Here is a 21,750-nt window from a genome sequence, read left to right on the forward strand (position 1 = left end):
ATGTCGTCAATGCGGCTTGTGCTTCGTTTGTAAGGTGGTACGCCGGGTCCCGGTCACTCGCCCGACGTCATGTGCGCAAGGAATTCCTCGTAGTTGACTTGACCGTCGCCGTCCTTGTCGACGTCGCGGATCATCTCGTCAACCTCGTCGTCCGTCAACTTGTCGCCGAGCGCCGTCAAGACTTCGCGGATTTCGGCCGCGGAAATCTGGCCGTTGCCATCTTTGTCGAGGTTTCGAAACTGCGCGCGGATCGTGTCTTCATTCATGGTCATGGCGGCCATTTATCACCAAAGACATGACGACTTCAACTGCTTCGTGACCATCGCATCCACTTTCTCGACGTCACGCCGGGAGCCCTTTGGCGATGACCCGTTCGACCGCCGAGCAAAACCTGTCGATTTCATCCGGGGTCGTGTAGACGCTCGGCGTGACGCGTACACCTTGAAACTGTTGGTGCACGATGGCAACGGTGAGAATTCGATGTTCGCTCCACAAATACGCCTGGAGTTTGACCGGATCGATCCCTTCGACTTGAAACGTTGCAATGCCGCAAGCAAGCTTCGCGGGATGTGCCTTCAGGCTCGTATGCAGACGCACGCGTCCCGATGCGAGCAAGCGCTTGCACCATAGGTCGCGCAAATGAATGAGCCGCGCTTCTTTTCGCGCTCCTCCAATGGCCTGATGAAACGCAAGCGCCTCTGCAATGGCCAGCGTATTGGCCTCGGGATGCGTGCCGATCTCCTCGAACTTGCGAATGTCGTCGTCCTTGTCCGAATGTGCCGCCATGAGCGGCCAAAGCGAGCGAATCTTACTCTTGCGCACGTACAGCAGACCGGTGCCGTGCGGTGCGAACAACCACTTATGGAGACTCGTCGCGTAATAATCGCAATCGAGATCCGATAGCTTGAAGTCGAAGTGGGCAAGCGCGTGAGCTCCATCGACGATCGTCGGTATGCCACGACGCCGAGCCATTGCGGCGATTTCGCGCACGGGCATGATCTGACCCGTGAGGTTGATCATGTGGCTCACCAAAACGAGCTTCGTTTTGGGCGTGATGTTCGCTTCGTAGAGCGACACGAGTTGATTGGTGTCTTCGGCGGGAACGGGAATGTCGAATTGTTTGAGCACGATCTTTTCGCGCCGTTCGCGCTGCCGGAACGTATTGATCATGCGCGGATAGTCCTGCGTCGTCGCCAGCACTTCGTTGCCGGGCCCGAGGTCGATGCCGAATTGGCAAATCTGAAGTCCTTCCGAAGCGTTGCGCGTGATGGCAATCTCTTCGGCGTCCACGCCCCATTGCGACGCCAGTTGTCGCCGCACCGCTTCGCGCAAGGGCGGAGCGATTTCCCATAGCGCATACGGAGGCGGCGCCGAATTGGCGAAACCAACATGACGATTCATGGCAGCCTGAACGGATTCCGGTGCGGGGCTCACGCCGCCATTGTTCAAGTTCACGATCGACCGATCCATCGTGAAATGGCGGCCTACTTCCGCCCAATAATCTTCATCACGAACCATGTCCGATTCCGCCCCTCGGGTCTTCGGCAGATTCGGGGGCTTGTTCGCGCCAAGAGGCGCGGCAGGGGCACATGCGGCTGAAACGAAAGGCAGCGCGATGGCGCCCAGCATTCGGCGTCGATTGGGCAACATTGAAAACCTCCCAGAGAGCGATAGCCCTGAAGCATAGCGATGTAAATGGCGAAGATCGCCCAATTTTGCAAGATGTTGGTTTTTCGGAATGACAACGTCACCGTCCAGCACGTTCGAGCGTGGCGCACGGGTCGCTTTCGGCACGCTTTGAACCGACGTTGGCCGGGGAGGCGAGGACGATGGACCGAGCGCTCGAGGGGAAAGTCGTGGTCAGCACAGGCGCATCGAGCGGCATTGGGCTCGCTACGGCGCTTGCGTTTGCCGAGCGAAAAGCGCGATTCGTGCTTGCAACGATGATCGATTACGGCATCCTGGGCCAACGCGACGTGCAGCCCAAACCATTGCCGTCGTAATGACTTCGGGACGGACCGCCAGCATCATGCCGCTCGATCTTGCAGACCGCGCTCGCCCCCTTGCTTGGCGCAGTGCGCACAGCAATAAAACTTCCCGTGCGCTTCCATGCCGTGACCGAGAATTCTGCATTGGCAATGACTGCAGACTGGAGCGAGCGAGTGAACCGCGCATTCGAAGCTGTCGAACGTGTGTTTCGTTCCGCCCATGGTGATGTCGAACGTCTTGTCATAATCGTTGCCGCACACCTCGCACGTAGCCATGGCATCCCCCTTTACACGTGTGCACGTGTAAAGATCGACCGATGCAGTCGTCGTGCCAGGGAATGTGCCCGCGTTCCTTACGAGCGGCGGAGCGCTGCAATGGCAGTTACCTTTCACGTTGTTGAGCAGAAGTTCATGGATGCGCGAGGCCGTTTCCGTCGTTGACCGCGCCCCTTCGTTGGGATATTTGCGGTTGATGCATATTCGCAAGAGCCTCGTCGCTGCGCTGCTGTTCGTCGCCGCTTCCGGCTGTACCGGTAGCACTCCGCCGGCCAAGTCGACGGACGGCGGGGCGACCGCGAGCGGCACGGCGGACGGCAAGCAAGCCGAGTGCGACGCCATTGCGGTGAAGTTCAAAGAAATCGACGATGCGGTCAAAGGTTCCAAGGGAGTGGCTGGCGGCCGTTTGCTCGTTCCCGCGCTCGAGAAGTTGTCAAGGGATTTTCAAGCGGCACCCATGAAAACTCCGGGGCTCGACAAAGCGACGGTCGAGTTGGTGGCGCAGGCGGACATATTTACGTCGAGAATGAAGCAATTGACGCCGATCTTCGACGAAATTGAAAAAATCAATGACGGTCTGATGAAGTGGCAGGAAAAGCTCGGCAAAGCGGCGGACGATTTCGATGCTGCTTGCAGCAAAGCGCCCCCGGGAGAATGCGACAAGCTCGGGCCCCATCTGACCAAAATGCCGCATCTCGAAGGAGATCAATACGCTGAATTCGCCAAGGACATCGAGACCTATCAAGCGAGCACTGCCAATGTAACCGTGAAGGATGCACCGCTCGATGCGAGTTTCAAGTCACTCGTTTCCGTTCTCGCGGAGGCCATTCTGCCCATGCGTCGGCTGGCCGAATTGCGGAAAGAGCCAAAGAAACTCGATCTCGAAGCCGACACGCTAAAAGCCAAGTTCAATGCGGTTCGTGAAATGTGCGGCATGCCCGTGCGATAGTGTCGTGGATACGATTGATTTGATACGCCTCCCGGAATATCACGCGAATCTCGCGCGGCGACGTCGTGCGTCGTGGATCGACATCGGCACGATTGCCGCCATGTCATTCGTTGCGATGGGTTGCAGTGGCATTGGTTATCACCCGCTCGAACCCACCCAGGCCGCGCGTCTTCAAGCGCGTGGCAATGGTTTTTCCGCGCATATCGAGCGCGTGCATGCGTCGTACGCATCGAAATCGCCCGCCAATCGTGTCGATGTGCGAATCGACAATGAAACCGGGCAGCCGGTGCACATCGAGCCCGAGCGAATCGAGCTGGCGCGGTTCGATTCGTCGGCAAGGTTGCTGGGAGCGGCGAAGACGCGTGACGATATCAATCTTGGAAGTCCTGTCGATGGCGCCATTGCAGGTGCTCGAATGGGCAGCTCGATCGGCAAGGTCGCGGGCTCCGGAGGAATGGGTGGCGGGGTAGTTGGTGCGGGCGTCGGCATTGCTGGTGCGGCGCTCGTGATGCTCCCGCTCGCCGTATTTGCCGTCATCGATGCGGCCATTTTGGAAGGCGAAAAGAACCTCGATCCGGGCGAAAGCGGCACGTATCGTATTCATTTGCCCGCGGTCCCCATCGATGATGGCAAACAATATGCTTTGGTGCTCGACGAAGCACTCGGTTTGCCGCGCGGGACCATGGATCCATTGCCGCTCGTTCGTCCGGGAATGCCGCATTTGGGTTATCGAGCTCCTGGTGATGCAGACTGGATTTTCGTAGGGCGCGTGGGTGGAGGTGCCATTCGGCGGGCGCCTTTGACGGCCGGGCTCGGAGGACTCGAGATCTTCATGGGGCGGCAAATCGGACGGTTTGCTTTCGGGGGATTCGGAACGTTCGGCGCGGGCGCGTGGGGTGCAGAAATGCGTTATCGCTTCGAACCGGCGCGATTTTTGTCGATTGTTCCATTTTTTGGCTACGGATATTATCCGCTCGTGGGATACTTGGGATTCAATGCGGGGCATGGAGCGCGCTGGGGCGTCGAGCTGCAATTTTCTGCCGGTCATGCCGTGCGTTTCGGGTGGCCTCGAAACAGCGCGAAAGTGGGGTTATTTGCACACGCGGGCCCCGTCTTTCTGCGAGCGGTCGAGGGCGTGGGTTTTGCCGCTCAAGGTGGCTTGAGTTTTGGTATTTTTTGATATGGTTTATGAGGTAGAGGTTCGATTTTTGACGGCGCTCGTGGTGGGTCCCGCTGTTTGAGCCCGCGCAGCGGGCGAGTTCGGGGGAACCGCAAGTGCCGGAAAAATCAGGCTCCTACCGGGGTTTCTGTTCAGTGCTAGGATCTCATTGACTTCGAGGCGATCCGTTCTGGTATCATGGCCTCATGGCCCGGTCGTCGAAGAAAATTCCTTCGTCGGAAATCACGCCGGAAACGCTTTATCTACGCCGCCGCGAGTGGCTGCAGAGCGCGGGCCTCTACGTAGGAACTTCCGCCCTTTTCGGCGCGAGCCTCGTGGGCCTCACGGGCACGGGCAAACGCGCCCCCGTGACGACGCCTGCCCAGGCACCCGACTTGCCTGTGCCCGTTCCTACCGCCGCGCCCTCGGCGGCTGCATCCGCATCGCCCGTCGCCATGGAAAAATCATTCAAGACGGACGAAGCAAAAACGCCCTACGAGGACGTGACCACATACAACAATTTTTATGAGCTGGGACTCGAAAAGGAAGCCCCAGCGAAAAATGCAAAGTCATTGAAACATCGACCGTGGAGCGTGAGCTTCGAAGGAGAAATCAAAAAAAAGCCGCAAAAGGTCGACATCGATACGATCCTGAAATGGTTCGACATCGAAGAACGAGTGTATCGATTGCGGTGTGTCGAGCGCTGGTCGATGGTCATTCCGTGGCTCGGTTTTCCGCTCAAAAAACTCATCGAAAAGCTCGAGCCCACCTCACGCGCCAAGTACGTCGCATTCACGACGCTTCTCGATGCCGAGCAGCTCCCTTTTCAGCTCACGGACGTGCTCGAATGGCCTTACGTCGAAGGTCTTCGTATCGACGAAGCCATGCATCCGCTTTCGTTTTTGGCGGTGGGGCTTTATGGCAAGGCGCTTCCTGGCCAGAATGGAGCGCCAATTCGGCTCGTCGTGCCGTGGAAATACGGATTCAAGTCGATTAAATCGATCGTGCGCATCGCGCTCGTGGAAAAGGAACCGCCCACGTCGTGGAACAAGGCGGCGCCGCGAGAATATGGGTTTTACGCGAACGTCAATCCAAACGTCGACCATCCGCGGTGGAGTCAAGCCATGGAGCTGCGAATTGGGGACACGGAAAAAAGGCCCACCCTCATGTTCAATGGTTACGAGCAAGAGGTCGCTTCTTTGTACGAGGGCATGGATCTTCGGATGTATTACTGATGGCCATGGCAATCGTTGAAACGCCCGCAAAACGTGGGGCCAAGGGGAAACTCGGTTGGCTCGTGCCTGCCATTACGACAGGCGGGCTATTGCCTCTCGTCGTTCTCGTCGCGCGTTACCTCCGGCGGGATTTGGGGGCCAATCCCATTGCCGAGGCACTCAATCAGCTCGGCCTGCTCGGGCTGCTTCTCTTGCTCTTGTCGCTTGCCGCGACGCCGCTTCAGGTCGTGACGCATTGGAAGTGGCCGATCCGCATTCGCAAATCACTCGGATTGCTCGGCTTCTTCTATGTCTGCTTGCATTTTCTGCTCTATGCCGTCGTCGATCAATCTCTCGCGCTCGGGCCGATTGTAGAAGACATTGCCAAACGCCCATTTATTTTGGTTGGGTTTCTTGGATTCGTATTGCTTATTCCGATGGCGATGACATCGACCGCAAAAGCGCTGAAGACGATGGGATTCGTTCGTTGGAAACGGCTCCATCGGTTGGCGTATGTCGTCGGGGTTTTGGGCATTGTTCATTATATCATGCGCGTCAAGAAAGTCACCGCCGAACCTTTGATTTATGCAAGCGTGCTCGGTGGGCTCTTTGTCGTACGAATCGTAGATTTTTTCATTGAACGAGCGCAGAAGAAGGCAATAGGACAGGTGAATCGCCCATGAATCGTTCGAACCGCTTCATTTGGTTCTTCGCGTTTCTCTCGATGTTTTTGGTCGGATGTCTCGATACTTCGGGCACGGCGCCCGAGCCGCAACAAATTGGCGGTACCGTGATCGGACTCTCGGGCAGACTTACGCTCTTTGCCAGTGGTTCGGTCATCACATTGACGGAACCCGGGCCATTCTTTTTTCCCTCGCCGTTTGCCGTGGGCACGCTTTATGACGTGGTGGTGGTCGAAGAACCCGCAGATCAAGATTGCATCGTCGAAAATGGCAAAGGTGTCGTGGGTCCGGTCGATATCATCGACATTGAAGTGACCTGCTCCGAGCAAAAGTTGTACCGTATCGGTGGCACGGTCAAAGGTTCGTCGGGGCCGCTCATTTTGCGAAATGGTACCGATACCGTCACGGTGTCCGCGGATGGTGAATATTCATTTTCCGTCATGCTCCAGGATGGCAAGCCGTACGCTGTCGATGTGGAACAAGCTCCTTTGAATCAAGCGTGTACGATTCTCAATGACGTAGGCGTCGTCATGGGGGCGGACGTGACGAACGTCGACGTCACGTGCGTCGCCGATGATACGGGCCTCATCGACCTCGCCCTGTCCGAAGGCACGCTCAGTCCCGTATTCGCAACGGATACGTCGATTTACCTTGCCAGCGTCGGTCTGCTCGTTCCTTCGATTACGGTCATTCCCACGGCCTCGAATTTGGACGCCATCATCATGGTGAATGGGGAAGTCGTCGTATCCGGAATGGAGTCGTCTCCCATTCGTCTCGAATTTGGAAGCAACATCATCAACGTCAGCGTGCAGGCTCCGAGCGGCGCGGATCGCGAATACGCGGTCATCGTGTCGCGCGAAGAGAAGCTCGATACGACGTACGTCAAGGCATCGAATCCGAGCGCCTTGGACTATTTTGGGTATCCCGTGGCCATTTCGGGCAATCTCATGGCCGTGGGAGCAACGGGCGAAGATTCCAGCGCAACCGGAGTCAATGGCGACGGTGCAAACAACGATCGAAGTGCCAGCGGCGCCGTCTATGTTTACGTGCGCGAAGGCGGCACGTGGAAGCAAGAAGCCTATATCAAACCTTCCAATACGGACACCAACGATGCATTTGGCACGAGCATTGCGCTCGAGGGAAATACGCTCGTCGTGGGAGCCCCAGGCGAAGACAGCAAGAGCACCGGCATTGACGGCACTCAAAATGACGAGGGGGCGACGAACAGCGGCGCCGTGTACGTATTCGTTCGCGATGCGGCAGGGATGTGGTCGCAACAGGCGTACATCAAGGCGTCGAATACCGGTGCTTACGATCGATTCGGTGCAGCGGTAGCCATTTCCGGCGATACCATTGCCGTAGGCGCTCCGGATGAAGACAGCAGCGCGACGGGTGTCGGCAATGATCAAACGAGCAATTCGGCAAACGAAAGTGGCGCCGTCTACGTCTTTTTGCGAACCGGCACCATGTGGGAGCAGCAGGCGTACATCAAGGCGTCGAACACCGATAACTTGGATCAATTCGGCGCGAGCATTGCGCTTTTGGGCGACACACTCGCCGTGGGCGCGACGGACGAAGACAGCAATACCACGGGAATCAACCCAGCATCGAATGAAAGCGCTTTCGAGGCCGGGGCGGTTTACGTGTTCGTTCGTTCGGTAGTCGGCACGTGGGCGCAACAAGCGTTCATGAAAGCATCGAATACCGCAGGCGGCGACCGATTCGGCTCGAGCGTCGCGCTCGGAGACGATATGCTCGTCGTGGGCGCACGAGGCGAGGATAGCAGCGCCGCGGGTGTCGACGGCAACCAAAGTGACAATAATGCCAACGATTCCGGCGCCGTCTACGTTTTCGGCCGGACCGGCGGCATGTGGATGCAACAATCCTACATCAAAGCGTCGAATCCCGGCAATGCCGATGCGTTTGGCTCGAGCGTGGCCATTTCGGGCGATGTGCTCGCCGTGGGTGCATTCGCAGAAGATAGCAATGCCGTGGGCATGAACGGCTCGCAACAAAGCAACACCGATGCCGACTCGGGCGCGGTGTACCTGTTTGCCCGCGAGAACGCAACGTGGTCGCAATTGACGTACCTCAAAGCGCTGAACACGGATGCTTACGATGAATTCGGCAAAACCATTGCCTTGTCAGAAGGCACGCTCATATGCGGATCACATTTGGACGATAGCAGCGGTGTTGGCATGAACGCCAATCCATACAACAACACAGCGACCGATAGCGGAGCCGTGTTCGTGTATCACTGACCGCAGGTGCTTCATAAAATGTTGACGCCTTTCACTCACTTGGGCACAATGCCAAAGTGATGGCTACTGAACGCGAACTCGAAAACTTCGAGGAGCGAGTGAGCAACATCTGCGAAGGGATCGCGGCGGCGACGCGTGGTGAGTACGACGTACGAGTGCCGCTGACCGAGCGTGATGACGGGCTGCTCGAGGTCGAAGTGGCCGTCAATATGCTCATCGACGAGCTCGTCTTGTCGAAGAACGAGAACGAAGCGCAGCGTCGCGAAATCGAAGAGCAATCGCTCACGTTGGCAGAACGAGATCGCGCGCTCGTGCGCGCGTTGTCGACGCCCATCATCGCGGTGTGGCCGGGCGTGATCGCACTGCCGCTCATTGGAAAAATAGACGAAGAGCGACAGGCTGCCATTTCGGAAATTTTGCTGGGGCGCGTCACGCATGACGGCGCGACGCACGTCATTCTTGACGTAACGGGAGTTTCCGACGCCGATGCCAGCATGGTCAATGCGCTCGTCGCGACGGCACGTGCCGTGGGGCTTCTCGGGGCCTGCACCATCATTACAGGCGTCACGTCAGCCGTGGCTCGAGCCATGGTCGAATTGGATGTGCGCGTGGATATTCCCACGATGGCCCGATTGTCCGACGCATTGGCGTGGGTATTTCAGGACAAACAAATGGCAAGACGCGTCCCAATGAAAAGGAAGAGGAGGGATTGATGCCGATCGTCGCGCGAGAGGACCAGACCAAAGGCGGAAAGCACGTCGTCCGGTGCCAAGTGAGTGGCCAAGTCAGCGGCCAGGATGCGCTCGGGCTGCTCGAGCAATCCAAGGAGCTTGCAAAGAGAATCGGGACGAAAGGCGATTTGCTTTGCAACGTCGCGGCGGGGACCGAGTATTCGCCTGAGAGCCGCCGCATATTTACGAAGGAATTCACGCCCTATACGCGGCGCACGTCCGTGGTCGTGACGAGCAAGCTCGTGCGCGCAGCCATCAACTTCATGATGAGAATGTCCATGCGAAACACGGAATTGAAGTGTTTCGACGATGAACCGTCGGCCATGGCGTGGCTCGACGAATAAGTGGTCGAGGCAATCAGTTTTCGACGGGCTTTTCTTTTCCTGAGGGCACGGTCAAACCTGCTGATCGCGCCAGACCCATGACGCCTTCCACCGCCGATGCAATGTAGCCAAACGGATTCGCTCCGTCGACGGACGTGATGTGCACTTCGCCCATCTTTTGCTGGAATGCGGCCGCGAGTTGCGGGAGCTGCTGCGCTACGGTCAATTGAATGACCTCCTGCGATACCGTATTTTCGACCTCGCGCATCGTGCGAGCCTTGGCAAGCTCGAGCTCCTGCGCCAAACTCGTTTTGCGCATTTCGACTTCCGTAATGGCAAGCTCCGCCTCCGCAATGCTGCGACGCACGCTCACGAGGGCCGCTTGTTGTTGCAATAGCTCGATTTCCTGCGTCGCTTCTGCGAGTTTCGCTGCGTGCCGCGCGGCGGTGGCTTCTGCCATGAGCTGAGCTTGCTCGATTTCGGCCTGCATGCGAATTGCGGCCATCTGACGTTCGTGATTGATCCGAGCCTCGTTGAATTTCGCTTGCGCCGCCAGCTCTTCGATGCGTGCTTGTTCTTCTGCCGCTTGCTTGCGTTGCTTCAATTCGAGCTCGGATGCGAGTTTTGCCAATCTGATCTCGCGCTCGACCGCGATCTTGCGCTCCTCGCTCGCTCGTTCTTGCACGAGCCTTGCTTCGGACACCCGTGCTTCGGACGTGATTTCACCAAGCCGCGCCTGTTCGCTCGATTCTTGACGCCGCGTTTTGATTTCGTATTCTGCGTGCAGCTTCGTCAATTCGATCGTGCGGCTCGCCTCCGCTTCGACCTGCTTGATGGCTCGCTCCGTTTGAAGCGACGCTTCTCGCGCTTTTTGTTCCTGCTCTTGACGAAATCGCGCCTGCATGTTGCTGAATACCGTCGGAGAAAGAACGCGCACGTCCTGAATCTCGATGGTATCGATGACGACGCCCCAGCCTTTGTCCGTGTCGTCCTCGAGCCTTCCAGCGCCGGAAACGACGGGCGCAATTTCACGCATCAATTCTTGCGCAATGCCTTCTTTCCGCCTGACCAAGCATTCTTCGACCGCCAAGTTTGCGACGAGGCGTCGTGCTGCGCCGACGAACATCTCGACGAGCATTTCTTCGAGTTTTTCCTGTGCGCGCTCGGGAAATGAGAAATTCAGCATCCGGAACGCGATCATCGGTTCGGCAATGCGATACACCGCAAGCCCCGTGACTTCGACGCCTACCTTCTCGTTCGTGACTTGATCGGCCGTGAAACGCAGCTTTTGAATGGTCGTCGGGACGATCGCCACCGAATCTCCGGGCCACTTGAAGCACGACGCGCCTTGCCCCGAGCTCGGCATGAGTTTGCCGCGGCGCATGTGCACGAGAAATTCGCTGGGTCTCGCGCTAATCCAGCCCCACTTCTTCGTCTTTTCAGGGTCTTCCGCCGGTTTGCCCGCGCGCCATCCGTCATTGTATCGAAGCTTGTGACCATCGGATTCCGATTTCGGCAAGACAATGGCCATGTGCGTCGATGAGCTACCATTGGCACTTCCATTCGACTTCTTGGTCCGATACTCTTCATTCACGGTCATTGGCTTCACCTCGGTTTTGAGCTTCAGCATGATCCGGGCCAATTGCGATTTTGGTGCTGCATGTAATTGGGTGTACGAATTGCGGGCCGATGCAGAGCGCGGCGGCCGCAAACGAAGCGCGAGCCAGCTCCGAAGCGGATCGGGCGCTCCATTTTGGAGCAGCCCCCTTGTTTCAAGCGCTTCGTCGTTCTACGGTGCAACCTCGGTCGATGCGGTACGTCTTTCTGCTCGGGCTCGCGCTGCGCAAGTCGCTCACGATGGCGATGCAATATCGCTGGGATTTCGTGCTGAGCGCGGTGCTGAGTCTTCTGTGGACGGCGACCGGGCTCGTGCCATTTTACGTGGCGTTTCACGACCGCCCGCCCGTCGAAGGCTGGACGTACGAATCGGCGCTCGTGGTGGTGGCGGTATTCACGATGTTACGAGCCGTGCTGGACGGTGCGGTCAATCCGTCGCTGCTCACGGTGGTCGATCAAATACGAATGGGCACGTTCGACTTCGTGCTGCTGAAGCCTGCGGATGCGCAATTTCTCGTATCGACGACCAAGTTCGACGTGTTTCGCGTCGTCGATGTGTTCGCGGGCATTGGGCTCGGCACGCTGGCCTTCGTTCGAATGGGGCGAGCGCCAAGCGCGTGGGGCGTCCTTGCGGCCCTGGTGATGCTCGGTGCTGCAACGGTCGTGCTGTATTCGATTTGGATTCTCGTCATTTCGGCGGCGTTTTGGGTCGTCAAGGTCGACAATCTGGCGTACCTGTTTTCCTCGATCTTTGATTTTGCCCGCTGGCCCGTGACGGTGTTCAAAGGCGTTTGGCGCATCTTGTTCACCTTCGTCATTCCAGTTGGAATCATGACGACATACCCTGCCGAGGCGCTTCTGGGAACGCTCACGCCCGGCCTCTTCGTCGGGACGCTCGTTGGCGCCGTGCTTTTTTCGAGTGTTGCGCGATTCGTGTGGACCCGGGCGCTCGGACATTATACATCTGCGTCGAGCTGATTCGTTCTGGCCCAACAAAATTGAGAATACCATGTTGAAATGGCTGTTCGTCGCGCTCTTGGTTTTCCTCGTGTACCGATGGATCGTGCGGATGCCTCGGTATACGCGCGTCTTTGCGCCCGAACATTTGATGGAAATCGCCGGCGGGCTCGATCGTGCATTGCCCGTCGCGGTAGAATATGCGGGAAAGCCGCCGCCCGCAGATCCTTTTGCTGCCGGAAGCGCGTTCATGACGTCCGCGGATGTAGCCGTCTTTTATACCATTGCAAAGAGTGACAAAGGCGAATTCGAGCATCACATTTCGCTTTCGTACAAAGGCGGACGTTTTGCGAGTGCCGCGGGTGGTTATTTGGGAGCGGCCATCGGGCGACTCCTTCGCGTAGCGCCCAAGCAAGGGACGCTCGCCCTGTCGACGCGGGGCGTTTTTCATTACCTCGTTTCGTTTTCTGCTCCCGAACACGACGAGCTCGTCAAACGCGGCATCGACAAGCTCGATGAAGATTCCGCCCGGCGGCTCGTGGGACAAGCGATGGATGACCGCGCCGACCTTCTTGGGCGGCTCGGTCGTATCGACGTGGGCGAGGGAAAACGATGAGTGATTCGGCGAAAGAAGCGCTCGCTCGACTCCTGCGGGACTTTGCGCAGCGTCCGAAGCCCATTCAAGTCGTCAAAAAATCGGCATATTGGCATCAACGCGCCGCGGGGATGGCTCTATTCGCCGTGACGTTCGGCGGACAACGGACGTATCTATCGCATTACGTCACGACGCTTGGACACACCATTTACGTTCCCGATGATTTCGACGACTGGCCCGCAGCGTACTCCATCGAAGTCTTGCGACACGAAGCCGTACACGTGTCGCAATTCGAGCGATATGGCTGGATCGGTATGGTGCTTCTTTATGGAGTTTTACCGTTTCCGATGGGGCTTGCCTGGTTTCGAGCTCGTTTCGAATGGGAAGCGTACGAAGAGACGTTGTGGGCCGTCGCGGAAATCGAAGGCATCGATGCGGCGCGATCACCCGACTTGCGGGCGAAGATCGTACGCCGTTTCACTGGGCCGGATTATGGGTGGATGTGGCCGTTTCCGCGGGTGATCGAGCGTTGGATCGACAAAACGCTATCGGAGATCGAAAAGACGCCGGACGGAAAGAGACCCTCGACAAGCGCGCCTCGGATGCGGTAGTCTGCCTGAGCGATCGTTTTCGAGCATTCGAGGGAAACAACCGTGTGGATTTTTCTTCTTGCCATTGCCGTGCTCCTCGCCGTCGTGATTTACGACGTCACGCAGACGCGCCATGCGATCTTGCGCAACTTTCCTGTCATCGGGCATTTCAGATACTGGCTCGAAACGATTGGCCCCGAGCTGCGCCAATACATCGTCACGAACAACGACGAAGAACGGCCGTTCAGTCGTGACCAACGCACGTGGGTGTACGCGTCCGCGAAAAAGCAAAACAATTATTTCGGGTTCGGTACGGACAACGACCTAGAGCTGTCGCCGAATTACTTGATCATCAAGCACGCGGCATTCCCGCTTCCCGAGCTTCATGCCGGTGAGCCTGGGTATGATTCGACGTACAAGGTTCCTTGCGCCAAGGTGATCGGCGCAAAACGCAAGCGCAAGAAGGCATATCGGCCGCCGTCGGTCGTCAATACGTCGGCAATGAGTTACGGGTCGCTCAGTGGTCCGGCGGTCGAAGCGATCAATCGCGGCGCTCAAATTGCCGGATGCCTGCAGAATACGGGGGAGGGTGGGGTTTCACCGTATCATCGCAACGGCGGGGAGCTCATTTGGCAAATTGGTACTGGTTACTTCGGTTGTCGCGACGCACGCGGGCGTTTTTCCATGGAGCGGCTACGTGAAACGGTGGCTTCGGCGCCGATTCGCATGATTGAAATCAAGCTGAGCCAGGGGGCCAAGCCGGGGCTCGGAGGCGTGCTTCCGGGCGCGAAGGTCACGCCGGAAATCGCGCAAATTCGCGGCATTCCCGTAGGGCAAACGTGCATCAGCCCGAACGGCCATACGGCCTTTTCTTCGGCCGACGAATTGCTCGATTTCGTTGAAAAGATTGCCGAAGAAACGGGGCTTCCGGTAGGCATCAAGTCCGCGGTGGGCGAGAGCAAATTCTGGGAGGATCTGGCGCGGCTCATGGCGCGCGGCGATCGCGGCGTGGACTTCATCACGATCGACGGCGGCGAAGGGGGAACGGGCGCCGCGCCGCTCGTGTTCAGCGATCACGTATCGCTTCCGTTCAAGATTGCGATGAGCCGCGTGTATCGCATTTTTGCGGAAGCGGGGCTCACGGACGACGTTGCTTTCATTGGATCGGGGAGGCTCGGCTTTCCTCAAGTTTCGCTGCTCGCATTTGGGCTCGGGTGCGACATGATCAACGTGGCGCGCGAAGCGATGCTGGCCATTGGTTGCATTCAAGCGCAAAGGTGCCATACGGGACATTGCCCGACGGGCATCGCGACGCAAAACAAATGGCTCATGCGGGGCCTCGATCCGACCGACAAGGCGGCTCGATTGGCCAATTACATCATGACGCTGCGCAAGGAAATTTTGCAGCTCTCGCGCGCGTGCGGAGTGCCCCACCCGTCGCTGATCACCCTCGAAAACATGGACATCATCGATGATCGCCTGCGTGCCAGGTCGGCACGTTCGATTTTCGAGTACGAAGCGAATTGGGGGCGTCCGTCGGCTACGGATCAGGAAGTGATTCGCAGAATCATGGCGGGGCAACCGGTCGTGGAAACGGAGAGCGGATTGCTCGTGCCGGCTGCTTGATGTTCGTCACTGCGCCGTTGCGTTGATCGTGACCTTTTCGACGGCGGGGATGCAAGACGACGGCGTGCACGTGGCGAACTTGACTTCGCCTCCAATGGGCTTCGTACCAGCGGCTGCGTGCGTCGACACGACCGTGAACGTGAGCGTCGTTTCGGAGGCGACCACGCCCATGACCTTCGCGTCGACCTTTACGCCTTCGGGGGCCGTGAGCAGCACTTTGTGCGGGTATTCCTTGTTGACGTGATGGTCACCTTTTGCCGTCACGGTGATGGTCGACGTGATTTTCTCGTTGACCTTGCCCTTGCCACCGGCAACGGCAAGCGAATAACCTTCGGCCGCGAATGCAGCTCCAGCGACGGTGGCAACGGCTAAAGCAGCAAAAGCAAACATCTTCTTCATGACGATCCGGACCTCCTGACGCCCGTTAATGGACCACGTCCCGAGCACGCTGTCAATGTGGAGAAACGCGCGTTTGGTGGAAGGTGTGACCTAATATGACTTACCACACTGCGTCATTGCGGACGCAGTCTCGAGTTACGGCTCCGTGCCGCCATCGGGCACTGGCCGCACAAGCATAATCGATAAATCCGTGGGCATCGGATCGCCGCAAAGCTCGCTCATGACTGGTTTCAGCGTTTCCTCGTGGGAAACATATCCAGTCGCTTCCACGTGCAAATTCACCGCGCCGCTCGTCCACAATTCGCAAACGAGCACCGACAGGTCTTCCGGTGGCGGTTTGGTGCGATCGATGCGACAGACGAGATTGACCCCATCGTCCAGCGTTTTCCATGTCTCGGGATCGGACAGGACAAACGCCGGCTCGTCCGCTGCACTCCATTCCGCCGACACCCGCGTGTCTTTGGGAAGCGGCCCGTCCTCGGCACGTATTTCGAGCACGAATTGAGGTTCCGGAGGCCGAAGCGGACAGCCGCCTTCGCCCCCGGATCCGCCGTCCGCCGATGGCGGCGACGAACCCGAAGACTTGCAACCGTAAGGGCCAAATATGCCTGCGATGATGAGGGGTATGCCCAGGACGAACCTGAAGCGCGCACGAAGAAGCATTGGAACGGTAAGCATGATGCGAGCGTGTTCGATGCGGAAGGATCAGTTGGGTGGCGGAGGGGGCGGGGCGATGGTTTTCAGATTCATGCCACCGGGATATTGATAGCTCGTGTACGACCCGTACCCGACGACCTGAATGCCCACGGCCTCGCTCGACGTGAGCACGTGTGCGCCATTGACGCCAGGCCCGAGCTTGACGCGATTGATGCCGTAATTCGAGCTGATGGGCGTAGGCGACTGCGACACGGCGTTTCCGTCGAGCACGATGTTCGCCCCCATCGGTTGGATGATGTCCACGTAGCTGACGTCGTAATCGCTCGGTGCCAGGAATACGTATTTGATACGAAATTGCTCCACCGCGATGGCATTGCTTTGCGCCGGATCACCCTTGGCTTGCTCGAGAGCGTTGGGATCGACCAGGGCCGCGCCGAGCTGGAACGATGCGACCGCAAATTCGTTGGTGCCGACGATCTCGAAGGGTGCCGAGACGACGCCGAGGTCGAAGACTTGGCCCGCATTGACGCTGAGCGGTGCATTCGGCGGCGTGGCCCCCGGATAGCTCAATTGCGTGCCATTGACGTTGCCATAAATGCGCACGACATGACCCACCACGTTGCCATTGGGAGATGTCGGTGGCACGACGAAGTATCGCTTTCCGAGCGTCTCCGCAGGGAGTACGGTTTCCTCGATGTGGTCACACGCCTGCGTTCCAATGGGCATTTGCGTGCACGGCAATCCCGAAATGACTTGAACGGGTTTGTCGGCGTATACCAACGAACCGGCCGGATCCGAGCTCGGATCGAATACCACCTCGACGACCTCGCCCCTGTTCACGGAAAACGTCGCCAGCCCATTCGGTCCTGTCGCCGGAACGCCTCCTCCCGCCGAGATTTGACCCTTGCCCGAAACCTTGACCTGCACGTTCGTCGCATCCTCGGTCCCGGTAATTGCAAAATAAGCTCCAATGTTGGCCGCTCCCGGCCAGCCAGCTTGCGACGTAATGCGATAGTTGCCCGTCATCGCCGTGCTTGGCAATAGCAGTGACGCATCGTTCGAGTAAGAGAAACAGTCGAGGAAACATTGCTGCGCAGGGCACGAACTCCAGTTCTTGCCCGGCGGGCCGCCCTGCGCCGCGTACTCGAGCGCGTTGAACTGATAGACCGTCACCGGCCGGCTGCTCACGAGGTGATACGCGCCGTCGGGCTCACGCACCGTCGCAGAAAGCGGCGTCGCCGAACCACACGCGTCCGCATCGGGACCTTTCAGCGCCTGCACCCAAGGCAAGTAGATCTTTGCCAAGTCGTTTGGTTCGACGGTCGCCGTGGCAATCGTGTTGGCCCCTCGAGTCACCGTCACGTCGGCAGCTTGATCGCCAGCGTTTGCCACGACAACCGCATAGTCGAATACCGACCACACGTTGTTCGCGACCACCGTCGGCCAAAAGTCACAACCAATGTACGTGCGATACATCGCCGCCTCGGCGCACGTCGTCGGATCCCCGCCAGGACCTTCGTTGCCTCCACCACCCGCGCCCACGGGGAAAATCGTCCCCCCATCCCCACCGGATCCACCTTGGCCTTGACCATCGCCCCCGTCGCCACCTGCGCCAGACGTAACTCTGCCGCCGCCCGCTGAGCAAGCCGCACCCAGGTACGCAGTTACCGCGACCAAACCCAAAGCGACCAGTGCAGTGCGCGAAAGTCGAGTGTTCATGTCGACAGATTATCCGTTCACGATGCCCGTGAACACAAGCCACCAGCACACGTGCGCGGACGAATGAAGCGCCGTGCCAAAGTTCCAGTCAGCGAAAACGACGAAAGTAATTGAGTCGGATCAGAGTTGCTTCACGGGCGTCGCGAGCGTCGTGAAGCTAGGGAGGGCGGCGGAAGCGTACTTTGTACGCTGAGCAAGCCCGACCGACGCTTCGCAACGCGCAGCAGCCCGTGGAGTAACTCTGGGAAAAACCTCACGAGTGTGCGGCTTTGCTCCGCTCGTTGATGCTCTCCAGAATGATGACCGCCGTCTCTTCGATCGCACGCCCCGTCACATCGACCACCGGCCATTCAGGATGCGCTCGGAAAATGTTGTTCGCGAACTCCAGCTCTTGCCGCACGTGCTCGCGCATCGCGTAGTTCGTCTCGGGCGGCATCCCAAGCTGCCGCAGACGCGCTTGCCGAATCTCGCAGAGTTGGTCGAGGCCGATTGTCAGCGCCACGATCCGATCACTCGGCGCCTCTTCGATCTCGTGCGGCAAAGGCACTCCGAGCACGAGCGGCAGGTTTGCTACCTTCAGCCCTCGCTGCGCTAGAAGCGTCGAAAGCGGCGTCTTGGACGTGCGCGACACACCCACGAGAATGATGTCTGCGCGACGGAAGTTCCGCGGCTCTTTGCCGTCGTCGCTCTTCACCGCAAACTCGACCGCTTCGATGCGCCGGAAGTACTCGTCGCTGAGCGGCAACATCGCGCTCGGCAGGTTGATCGGTTCGCGATCCAGAAATGCACTCAGCTTGCCGATGAGCGATCCGATGACGTCGATCGCTTCGATGCGCAGCTCGGCCGTCGCCGAATGAATGAACTCACGCAGCTCGGGACTGACGACGGTGAAGACGAGCAGCGCGTTTTCTTTCGCTGCACGTTCGAGCACCGGACGCGCGACCTCTTTCGTGCGCACGCGCGTGTGCAGGCGAATCTGCACGCCCGGTTGCGGAAACTGCAGCAGCGCTGCACGCACGACCTTCTCGGCCGTTTCTCCGGTCGAGTCGCTGAGCACGTCGATGAACTTCATCATGGGCACACTCATACTAGAGCGGCGAGTCATTTGGATCGAGGTTGATTCGGGATGCCCACGCGGACTCTACTGGAAGAGGCTCTTCAGCTTGTCCATGAAGCTCGGCTCGTGCTCATCCGGCGCGCTCGGCGCTTCGCCCAGCGTCTCCGCAAGTCGTTCGATGAGCTCGCGTTGCTCCGTCGTTACCTTGGTCGGCACCTCGATGCCGATCTCCACGAGCTGATCACCTCGACCGCCGACGACGCGTCGTGGAATCCCCTTGCCCTTGACGCGAAGCACGGCTCCAGGCTGCGTGCCCGCTGGGATGCGCAGCTTGCCTTTCCCCTCGAGCGTCTTGATTTCGATCTCGCCACCAAGCGCTGCGATGGGGAACGAGATGGGTATGGTACAAACGACGTCGTCACCCGCGCGTCGGAAAAACTCGTGCGGAGCGACGCGAATCGTAAGCTCCAGATCCCCCGGTCCACGATCGGGACGCGTGCAGTTGCCCCCTCGTTCGACGAGCCGTGTTGCACCGTTTTCGATGCCTGCGGGAATCGTGATTTCGATGGTCTTCTTCTTCGTGACGAGACCCGCACCATGACACGTGTTGCAAGGATCCGTGACGATGCGTCCGGTGCCTCGGCAACGCGTGCAAGGCTTTTCGATGGCGATCGGGAACATGCCTTGTTGCACACGGATGCGTCCGCGACCCATGCACATGTCGCAACGATCGGTCTTGGAACCTTTGGCTGCGCCCGTTCCTACGCAATCGCCGCACGGTTCGACGCGATCGTACGTCAGCTCTTTCGTGCAGCCGAACGCGGCTTCTTCGAAGCTGATGCGGATTTCCTTCTGCAGGTTGCCGCGGTCGCCCACCTTGATGCCGAGCGCTCCCAGCAGATCGCCGAAGATGCCGTCGATGTTGATGTCGTTGATGTCGACGTAACCGCCAGCGAACGGGTTCGACGGTTGTCCTCCCGCGCCTCCGACACCCATCGGGCCAAACCTGTCGAACGCCGCACGTTTTTGCGGATCACTCAGGATTTGATAAGCCGCGTTGATTTCCTTGAACCGCTGATGAGCGCCATCGTCTCCGGGGTTTTTGTCCGGATGATGCTGCCCCGCAAGCTTGCGGAACGCGCTCTTGATCTCGTCCTGTGTTGCCGTTCGGCCAACACCGAGAACGTCGTAGGGATCGCGCACGAAGCCCCAGATAGCACTGTTGCGGCCCGTTTCCCAGCCTCAGATGACGCTTCTCGTCACGGCAGCTCCCCGCGCGTCGGGCATTCCCCCTCGCCCTGAAAGTCGCCCAGCGTCCGAGCCTGCGCGAGCACGTAGTCGTAGGCGCTCTCGATCACCACACCGGAAAAGAGTACGTGGCCGCGTCGAGCGAGGTTTGCCGCGACAATTCTACGTTATCGGACAAGCTCGAAAACACGCTGCCAACCCCGCTCCCACGTGATAACATTCATACATGGACCTAGCGACAGTACGTGGTCGGGTGCGGGGTGGGCGGCTCGAGGTGGACACACAACTCGATCTCCCTGATGACACTGAGGTCGAGCTTGCTGTCATCGTCGAGATGGACGATGCGCTGGAGGACCAAGAGCGTTTGCGTCTCGATGACTTCCTCCGAGCCTCCATGGCCGAAATGGAGGCGGGTCGCGTGGTGTCCTTCGACGAGGTCCTCGCGGAGATTTGACAGGGTGCCGCGTTATCGTGTCATCGTCACCGAGATGGCGCGGGAGCAGGTGCGCGAAATCTCCCGGTGGTGGAAGGCGAATCGGCCGCAACGTCCGAATCTCTTTCGCGAGGAGCTTGCTGGCGCAAGGCATCTGCTCCTTCGGATTCCCAACGCGGGTTCCCGCTACCGCTTGTCGAAATATCCCAACGTCCGACGGCTCCTCTTGCTCCGCACGCGCCACCACGTCTACTACGTCGTCAACGAGACGCAGCGGCTCGTCACCATTCTTGCCGTATGGCACACGTCCCGCGAATACGGCCCGCCGCTTTGATGACGCTTCTCATCACGGCAGCTCCCCGCGCGTCGGGCATTCCCCCTCGCCCTGAAAGTCGCCCAGCGTCCGAGCCTGCGCGAGCACGTAGTCGTAGGCGCTCTCGATGACCACACCGGAAAGGTTGTACTTGTCGGCCGGAAACGCCTTCGCAAGATCAGCATCCTTGACCGCTTGAAGCTCGGCAATCGTCGTTTCGCCGTCCATGTCGAGGTCGCTGTCGGCGATGTACTGCGCATACCGCTCGGTCAGCTCGACGCCCGCCGTCACGCTGTTGAAAAACCAGTGATCACCGTGAATCGTCGGCTTGATGGCGACCGACCCGCCCGCCGGAACGGCAAACCCCGCCAGCCCGTTTTCATCGGCGCAATCGTCGAACGACGTCCCCGCGGGTAGTGCCCACTTGAACGTCTTCTTCGTCGTCCCATTGTCAATCTCGCCCTCGATGTACACCGATGCCTTGTTGTCCACGAGCAACGCCTTGTCCGCATCGGTCGTCGGCTCGAGCGCCTTCGCATCCGCGCCCGCGTTTGGAAGGTCAAACCCGAAGCGATCCCATCGTGTCGCTTCCACACCGTTCCACGTGTGCACGATGTAACCTCCAGCAGGAACGTTCATCAGATCGAGCACGTAGACGCCGGGTGCGGTGAGTTTGTCCGTGGCATCCGATCGAGATGCACGGAAGTTGCCGATGGCGATGACGAAGCGGCTGTACTTGACGTTCCATCCATCGAGGATGTTCTCTTCGCCCATGCCCGCGGACAAACCGTTGGGAATCGTATCTTCGGCTTCGACGAAGATCTGCACGTTGCCCGCGTCCGTGGTCCCTGATCCATCGCCGCAGCCAAGGGCCAAGCTCGCGAGCGCACCGAGAAGCGAGAGATACTTTGCATTCGAAGGTTTTGTTACGGTCATCAAGCGGATCTAGTGCGTG

23 protein-coding genes and 1 pseudogene are annotated in these 21,750 nt (G+C 58.8%); 14 read left to right on the top strand and 10 right to left on the bottom strand.

Annotated elements, in window-relative coordinates; genetic code table 11:
- Positions 1–53: 53 nt before the first annotated feature.
- Both IPM54_04615 and IPM54_04620 read right to left on the bottom strand, forming a co-directional pair.
- Positions 54–272 (bottom strand): EF-hand domain-containing protein, encoded by a 219-nt coding sequence (locus IPM54_04615; protein ID MBK9259098.1) that lies wholly within the window; start codon positions 270–272, stop codon positions 54–56.
- Between the two features lie 70 nt (positions 273–342).
- Positions 343–1,650, bottom strand: coding sequence for an aminotransferase class V-fold PLP-dependent enzyme (locus IPM54_04620; protein MBK9259099.1), 1,308 nt, complete (start codon positions 1,648–1,650; stop codon positions 343–345).
- Positions 1,651–1,841: 191 nt separating this feature from the next.
- Between IPM54_04620 and IPM54_04625 the strand changes: the two are divergent.
- Positions 1,842–1,940 (top strand): annotated as a pseudogene (locus IPM54_04625) (short-chain dehydrogenase).
- Between the two features lie 87 nt (positions 1,941–2,027).
- Here the strand turns inward: IPM54_04625 and IPM54_04630 are convergent.
- The gene (locus IPM54_04630) at positions 2,028–2,264 is read right to left on the bottom strand and encodes a hypothetical protein (GenBank protein MBK9259100.1); all 237 of its coding nucleotides are present in this window, start codon (positions 2,262–2,264) and stop codon (positions 2,028–2,030) included.
- Positions 2,265–2,460: 196 nt separating this feature from the next.
- Here IPM54_04630 and IPM54_04635 point away from each other — a divergent pair, with 196 nt between their 5' ends.
- The 7 genes from IPM54_04635 to IPM54_04665 all read left to right on the top strand — a co-directional run bounded on the left by IPM54_04635 (position 2,461) and on the right by IPM54_04665 (position 9,605).
- Entirely contained in the window at positions 2,461–3,213 is a 753-nt protein-coding gene (locus IPM54_04635; protein ID MBK9259101.1) for a hypothetical protein, read from the top strand.
- A 4-nt stretch (positions 3,214–3,217) separates the two neighbouring features.
- The gene (locus IPM54_04640; protein MBK9259102.1) at positions 3,218–4,393 is read left to right on the top strand and encodes a hypothetical protein; all 1,176 of its coding nucleotides are present in this window, start codon (positions 3,218–3,220) and stop codon (positions 4,391–4,393) included.
- Between the two features lie 185 nt (positions 4,394–4,578).
- The gene (gene msrP / locus IPM54_04645) at positions 4,579–5,607 is read left to right on the top strand and encodes a protein-methionine-sulfoxide reductase catalytic subunit MsrP (protein ID MBK9259103.1); all 1,029 of its coding nucleotides are present in this window, start codon (positions 4,579–4,581) and stop codon (positions 5,605–5,607) included.
- 5 nt (positions 5,608–5,612) lie between these two features.
- Positions 5,613–6,269, top strand: a complete 657-nt coding sequence (locus IPM54_04650) for a sulfoxide reductase heme-binding subunit YedZ (protein MBK9259104.1) — start codon at positions 5,613–5,615, stop codon at positions 6,267–6,269.
- The gene (locus IPM54_04655; protein MBK9259105.1) at positions 6,266–8,530 is read left to right on the top strand and encodes a cadherin-like beta sandwich domain-containing protein; all 2,265 of its coding nucleotides are present in this window, start codon (positions 6,266–6,268) and stop codon (positions 8,528–8,530) included. Before IPM54_04650 ends, IPM54_04655 begins: the two co-directional genes overlap by 4 nt.
- A 98-nt stretch (positions 8,531–8,628) precedes the next feature.
- Positions 8,629–9,243 carry an STAS domain-containing protein gene (locus IPM54_04660; protein ID MBK9259106.1) on the top strand — a complete coding sequence of 205 codons (615 nt, stop codon included), beginning with the start codon at positions 8,629–8,631 and terminating at the stop codon, positions 9,241–9,243.
- Entirely contained in the window at positions 9,243–9,605 is a 363-nt protein-coding gene (locus IPM54_04665; protein ID MBK9259107.1) for an STAS/SEC14 domain-containing protein, read from the top strand. The genes IPM54_04660 and IPM54_04665 overlap by 1 nt, the downstream gene beginning before the upstream one ends.
- Before the next feature lie 13 nt (positions 9,606–9,618).
- On the opposite strand, the gene IPM54_04670 is transcribed toward IPM54_04665, so the two are convergent.
- Positions 9,619–11,184, bottom strand: a complete 1,566-nt coding sequence (locus IPM54_04670) for a hypothetical protein (protein MBK9259108.1) — start codon at positions 11,182–11,184, stop codon at positions 9,619–9,621.
- Between the two features lie 209 nt (positions 11,185–11,393).
- Here IPM54_04670 and IPM54_04675 point away from each other — a divergent pair, with 209 nt between their 5' ends.
- Genes IPM54_04675 through IPM54_04690 form a run of 4 tightly spaced genes read left to right on the top strand, consistent with a single transcriptional unit; the run spans position 11,394 to position 14,969 of the window.
- Positions 11,394–12,179 (top strand): ABC-2 family transporter protein, encoded by a 786-nt coding sequence (locus tag IPM54_04675; protein MBK9259109.1) that lies wholly within the window; start codon positions 11,394–11,396, stop codon positions 12,177–12,179.
- 31 nt (positions 12,180–12,210) lie between these two features.
- Positions 12,211–12,774 (top strand): hypothetical protein, encoded by a 564-nt coding sequence (locus tag IPM54_04680; protein ID MBK9259110.1) that lies wholly within the window; start codon positions 12,211–12,213, stop codon positions 12,772–12,774.
- Positions 12,771–13,364 (top strand): hypothetical protein, encoded by a 594-nt coding sequence (locus IPM54_04685; protein ID MBK9259111.1) that lies wholly within the window; start codon positions 12,771–12,773, stop codon positions 13,362–13,364. The genes IPM54_04680 and IPM54_04685 overlap by 4 nt, the downstream gene beginning before the upstream one ends.
- Positions 13,365–13,412: 48 nt before the next feature.
- Positions 13,413–14,969, top strand: coding sequence for an FMN-binding glutamate synthase family protein (locus IPM54_04690; GenBank protein ID MBK9259112.1), 1,557 nt, complete (start codon positions 13,413–13,415; stop codon positions 14,967–14,969).
- A 6-nt stretch (positions 14,970–14,975) separates the two neighbouring features.
- On the opposite strand, the gene IPM54_04695 is transcribed toward IPM54_04690, so the two are convergent.
- The 5 genes from IPM54_04695 to dnaJ form a co-directional block, all read right to left on the bottom strand.
- Positions 14,976–15,368, bottom strand: coding sequence for a hypothetical protein (locus IPM54_04695; protein MBK9259113.1), 393 nt, complete (start codon positions 15,366–15,368; stop codon positions 14,976–14,978).
- Positions 15,369–15,503: 135 nt separating this feature from the next.
- On the bottom strand, positions 15,504–16,046 hold the full coding sequence (locus IPM54_04700; protein ID MBK9259114.1) for a hypothetical protein: 543 nt from the start codon (positions 16,044–16,046) through the stop codon (positions 15,504–15,506).
- A 27-nt stretch (positions 16,047–16,073) separates the two neighbouring features.
- Positions 16,074–17,744, bottom strand: a complete 1,671-nt coding sequence (locus tag IPM54_04705; GenBank protein MBK9259115.1) for an IgGFc-binding protein — start codon at positions 17,742–17,744, stop codon at positions 16,074–16,076.
- A 253-nt stretch (positions 17,745–17,997) separates the two neighbouring features.
- On the bottom strand, positions 17,998–18,825 hold the full coding sequence (locus tag IPM54_04710) for a kinase/pyrophosphorylase (protein ID MBK9259116.1): 828 nt from the start codon (positions 18,823–18,825) through the stop codon (positions 17,998–18,000).
- Positions 18,826–18,885: 60 nt separating this feature from the next.
- Positions 18,886–20,004, bottom strand: coding sequence for a molecular chaperone DnaJ (gene dnaJ / locus IPM54_04715; GenBank protein ID MBK9259117.1), 1,119 nt, complete (start codon positions 20,002–20,004; stop codon positions 18,886–18,888).
- 271 nt (positions 20,005–20,275) lie between these two features.
- Between dnaJ and IPM54_04720 the strand changes: the two genes are divergently transcribed.
- On the top strand, positions 20,276–20,503 hold the full coding sequence (locus IPM54_04720) for a hypothetical protein (protein MBK9259118.1): 228 nt from the start codon (positions 20,276–20,278) through the stop codon (positions 20,501–20,503).
- Between the two features lie 4 nt (positions 20,504–20,507).
- Positions 20,508–20,816, top strand: coding sequence for a type II toxin-antitoxin system RelE/ParE family toxin (locus IPM54_04725; GenBank protein ID MBK9259119.1), 309 nt, complete (start codon positions 20,508–20,510; stop codon positions 20,814–20,816).
- A gap of 12 nt (positions 20,817–20,828) precedes the next feature.
- Here IPM54_04725 and IPM54_04730 read toward each other — a convergent pair whose 3' ends face one another.
- The gene (locus IPM54_04730) at positions 20,829–21,731 is read right to left on the bottom strand and encodes a hypothetical protein (GenBank protein ID MBK9259120.1); all 903 of its coding nucleotides are present in this window, start codon (positions 21,729–21,731) and stop codon (positions 20,829–20,831) included.
- Positions 21,732–21,750: the final 19 nt, after the last annotated feature.

This window comes from Polyangiaceae bacterium (assembly GCA_016715885.1).
Classification (GTDB): Bacteria; Myxococcota_A; Polyangia; order Polyangiales; family Polyangiaceae; genus Polyangium.